This is a genomic window from Rhodococcus sp. (in: high G+C Gram-positive bacteria), from assembly GCF_049286785.1.
In the GTDB taxonomy this organism is placed as follows: Bacteria; Actinomycetota; Actinomycetes; order Mycobacteriales; family Mycobacteriaceae; genus Rhodococcus_F.
The window spans coordinates 1-3,741 of record NZ_JBAQEO010000080.1; the positions used below are offsets into that span (position 1 = coordinate 1).

The following is a 3,741-nucleotide window of genomic DNA, read 5'->3' on the forward strand; positions in this document are numbered from 1 at the left end:
AGTCGGAATTCTTCGGAGAAGGGACGCACTGATGGTCAATCTCGCAGCCACCGAGGACGACTGGCAGAGCAATGACGAGACCGGGTACGAGAACCCGTTCGACTTCGATCCGAACGCCGTCGACGAAAACGACCCCACCGTCGAAGGCGACGATCCGAGCCTCGAACCTCACGACCCTCATGAAGACGAAGACTCCGAAGGCGAGGAAAGCGAGGAGGAGTACGGCGAAGACGGTGAGCCCGAAGAGGCTGCCGAACTCGCAGAGATCGAGCCGATGTATCCCAACTACGAGGCGTGGGTCGAAGGATTCTTCACCCAAGTCATCCGCCGGAAGATGGGTCCCGGAGGCGGAGAGAATGGGCTGGCCTGGGACGCGAGATGGTGGCTGTATCCCGAAGTCGCCGGCCGGTTCAAAGCCCTCTGGTACGCGTGGGAAGAAGCCCGGGTCTCCGACAAAGCGTCGGCAATGTCGAACTGGTGGATCCACCATCTAGAACCACACGTGCGGGTGATCTTCGACAGCGACTCCGGCCCCATGTCTCATGCGAAGCGCGACGGATCGTTCTCAGGCTGGCCCGCCCTCCCATGCGAGCCCATGCCGCCCGATCTCCGCACCGAACACACCGACGCCGACTGATCGCAGCTCATCGAACTTCCACAGAAATGGTGATCCCTGCTCGCCACCACCGGCTACCTGGCGGAACCATACCCGCCCTCCGGGGTGCGCCTGTTCGACCACACTTTGCCACTCCTGGCCGCCGCAATCGGAGTCCTCGTGATCGTCTACGCGCTTGCTTCCGAATGCCGCTACGTCCGCCGGATCGGCTGGAAGCCCTACGCCCGTACCTGGTCAAACCTGGTGAGAGTGACCATGGCTATGGCCAGCACCGCGATATCGGTGAAGGCGGTATCGATCTACGCCGAGAACGGCCTCTTCGACTTTCTGCCCGGTAGCCACACCGGATACGGCTTCTTGTTCAGCGCCGGCCTGTTCGCCGTGGTGTTGCGCGGAACCGCACACCCAGGCTGTCTCCGATGTGCCGACCTCAAGTCGATCACGGCAGCCGCGGGCGGAGCGGGCCAAGGACTGCGAGCACCTGATCGGATCCCTCGAACGGGGATCCTGAATAACGAGTCATCGAGCAGAAGTGCAGAAATAGGGCTCCACTTGCCGCGAGTGCTGCGATCGAGCTGGCAAGCAGATCGATAGCATCCTGCCCATGGAGGATCAGCGCCCGACCGAGTGGACGATTGACGTCTGGGTGGACCCCAAAACTGGGAAGGCGCCCTTCGAGACATGGTTGACGAGTGCTGATCAGTACGACCAGGCCGTTGCGATCAAGGTGCTTGAGGAGGTCGTCCAGCCACTCGGCATGGACATTTGCAGCACGGAATGGGGCAAGGCGCTCGGCGGCGGACTCTACGAGATCCGTATTCGGGCGTCCCTGCATGGTGCCGAAACCTGGGGAGAGACCGACCCGGACCCCGCTGAAGACTCGAACCACAATCGCACGGTCCTGCTTCGGATCTTCACGACCTTCCATGGTTCCAAGATCGTGTTGTTGTTCAACGCGTACAACAAGGGCAAGGATCCTAGCGAGAAGCGTCAAGGCAAAGAGATCAAAATGGCTCGAAAGCACCTGAAGGTCTGGAAGGGAGAAAAATAGGCGACGAGTACCTCAATTGACGAATATGTGTTTTAGCACATAAACTGCGTAGTGTTAACACTATCCGAGGTACGCGACTAGGAGGCGGTCATGGGTACGCGACCATTTAGCGAGATCGCGAACGCCGTCAAGTCGGAATGGACCCCCGAGGTTGAGGAGTTTGCCGACCGTTTTGGCGCTGAGCTCGAGGAACAAGTACACGAGCAGGTCAAACTGGGCAAACAGCTAGCTGAGGCGAGGGCCGCGGCGCATCTCACCCAGGGCCAGCTGGCCACCCTTTCGCACATTGGGCAATCCGAGATCAGTCGAATCGAACGTGGTCTCGGCAACCCGACCCGAGACACTCTCATCCGCATCACCGCAGCTATGGGGGCCGAACTCGCCATCGTCCCTTCTAAGCAGCTAGAGGACGCGTAGGCCACCTGACACGAACTGGGTTCGTGTCGTAGGACGGTCGTACGCTGCCCGAGCGACGAGAAAGAGGTCGCCGCCCACTGCCATGATCGACGGGGAGTTCCCTGTCGCCCTGATCCGAGAAGTCTTCTCGGATCGGCTGGGGTGGCGACCCCTTTTTCCTGTTCGGAGCCGCTGCGGACGGATTCAGACCGCGTGCGCGGTGTCTCGGCCGCGTTCGCGGTCGAGTTCCGGTTCCTGCTCGAATACGAGGTCGCTCTCTTCATCGGGGCGTTGCTCGACGTTGAGGAGTTCCGTGATGGACCGCGGGTGGCTCGACATGGCTGCTTTCATGGCCGGAGCGATACTCGCCACCAGATTCGTGAGTTCGTCACCGACCTGAGCGAGATTGACTGGCGAGAGATTGGCGGCAACGTCGTCGTCGCCGGCGATCGGCCCGGCAGCCTGTGCGAGTCCTCGGCCCAGGGAGTCGAGGACGCTCTTTGTCTTCTCCGCAGCGGATGGCCCACCCTTGGCCGGGGTCCGCTCGGTAGATTCTGCCGCTGGCAACTCGGGCACGGGCCCGAGCTGAGCGTCGGAAAGTTGGGCGAGCTGGTCGTAGGCGGGAAGCCCCTTCTGCGCGACATATCCCAGTGCGACGGCGGATGCTGCGTCGAAGACCCGACGATCGTTCGTGGCTTCTCGCTCGATCCGCTCCTGGTCGGCCGCGGCGATTTCATCCCGTGGTGTCTCGTTGGCGGCGTGAAAGAGGACCGCGTTCCGGCGCTCGTGCTCGCGCAGCGAGTGCAGCCGTGCGTCGTTGTCCTGCACGAGTTTGTTCAAGCGTTGTGCGTTGGCCGACTCCGCGCCTTCGAGGTGACACGCAGCCGCAGCCGCAGCCGCGGCCAGGACCTGGATTCTGGTCTGGTCGATCGGTGCGCCCTTGTAGACGCCCAGCACCTCGCGGATCGGCTTGGGTCGGACGATCTTCCTGCCGGATCGATCACGTTCCTCGACGTCCGTAAGGAACGCTGCGATGTCGTGCACTCGCTGATTCGGCGGCGGTGCGGTGCGCTGCGTCGATCGTTTCGGCTGCTTGTCACCGGCTGGTGCTGCAATCGGGTCGACGCGAACTCCGTCGTCGACTGCGCTTGCGGAGCTGCGGGTGGGTGCGGGCTCTTTGGTGAGTGTGGGCGAGTGTGCGTAGTCGCCTGATTGGTCGGTGTCGGCGGCGGACACTATGGCACGGTCCTCAGCTGCAGACCAGGATTCGTCGAGGTCGAGTTGTTCCTGTGGCTCGAGAGAGCCGGCGTCGCCCGAGCGCGACTGTGACTCGTGTGCTGTGGCAACGGGCATGGGTGCTTCGTCGAAGTCTGGTGCTACCTCGTCGTACTCGGGTGGGGGTTCTTGTTCGTTCTGTTCTCGGTCGTCGCGGTATCGGTCGTCGGTCGCCATGCTTCTCCTCGTTCCCCCCTCGCTGGTGGTGGCGAGGATGTGTGGTGTGTCCCGTTTCTACAGCTCCGGGCCTCGATCGTGTTCTTGGTCGTAGGTGGGCAGTTCCGGTTCACGCGGCTGCTCGGTGGTCTGCCGGTCCCTGCGCTGCGGTGCTCGTGCGCTGCTACCGGTCCGGCGGCGTTGTTCTGCCTCGATGAGCGCCAGCCGCTTCTGGTCGGTGGTGAGC

Annotated in this window: 4 protein-coding genes; 3 read left to right on the forward strand and 1 reads right to left on the reverse strand. The window is 62.5% G+C overall.

What is annotated here, in order from left to right:
• From WAW17_RS03015 to WAW17_RS03025, 3 genes are all read left to right on the forward strand, one after another.
• On the forward strand, positions 1 to 637 hold a 637-nt coding region (locus tag WAW17_RS03015), incomplete at its 5' end, for a DUF4913 domain-containing protein (protein ID WP_422331538.1).
• A 583-nt stretch (positions 638 to 1,220) separates the two neighbouring features.
• Positions 1,221 to 1,667 carry a hypothetical protein gene (locus WAW17_RS03020; RefSeq protein WP_422331539.1) on the forward strand — a complete coding sequence of 149 codons (447 nt, stop codon included), beginning with the start codon at positions 1,221 to 1,223 and terminating at the stop codon, positions 1,665 to 1,667.
• A 90-nt stretch (positions 1,668 to 1,757) separates the two neighbouring features.
• A complete protein-coding gene (locus WAW17_RS03025) occupies positions 1,758 to 2,084 on the forward strand; it encodes a helix-turn-helix domain-containing protein (RefSeq protein WP_422331540.1) in 327 nt (108 codons plus the stop codon).
• Positions 2,085 to 2,267: 183 nt separating this feature from the next.
• Here the strand turns inward: WAW17_RS03025 and WAW17_RS03030 are convergent, their stop codons facing one another.
• The gene (locus tag WAW17_RS03030) at positions 2,268 to 3,515 is read right to left on the reverse strand and encodes a hypothetical protein (RefSeq protein WP_422331541.1); all 1,248 of its coding nucleotides are present in this window, start codon (positions 3,513 to 3,515) and stop codon (positions 2,268 to 2,270) included.
• Between the last annotated feature and the right edge of the window lie 226 nt (positions 3,516 to 3,741).

Excerpts from the sequence above, each read along its gene's own strand:
- WAW17_RS03030 (WP_422331541.1), bottom strand. The coding sequence starts at position 3,515 with ATGGCGACCGACGACCGATACCGCGACGACCGAGAACAGAACGAACAA.
- WAW17_RS03020 (WP_422331539.1), top strand. The coding sequence starts at position 1,221 with ATGGAGGATCAGCGCCCGACCGAGTGGACGATTGACGTCTGGGTGGAC.
- WAW17_RS03025 (WP_422331540.1), top strand. The coding sequence starts at position 1,758 with ATGGGTACGCGACCATTTAGCGAGATCGCGAACGCCGTCAAGTCGGAA.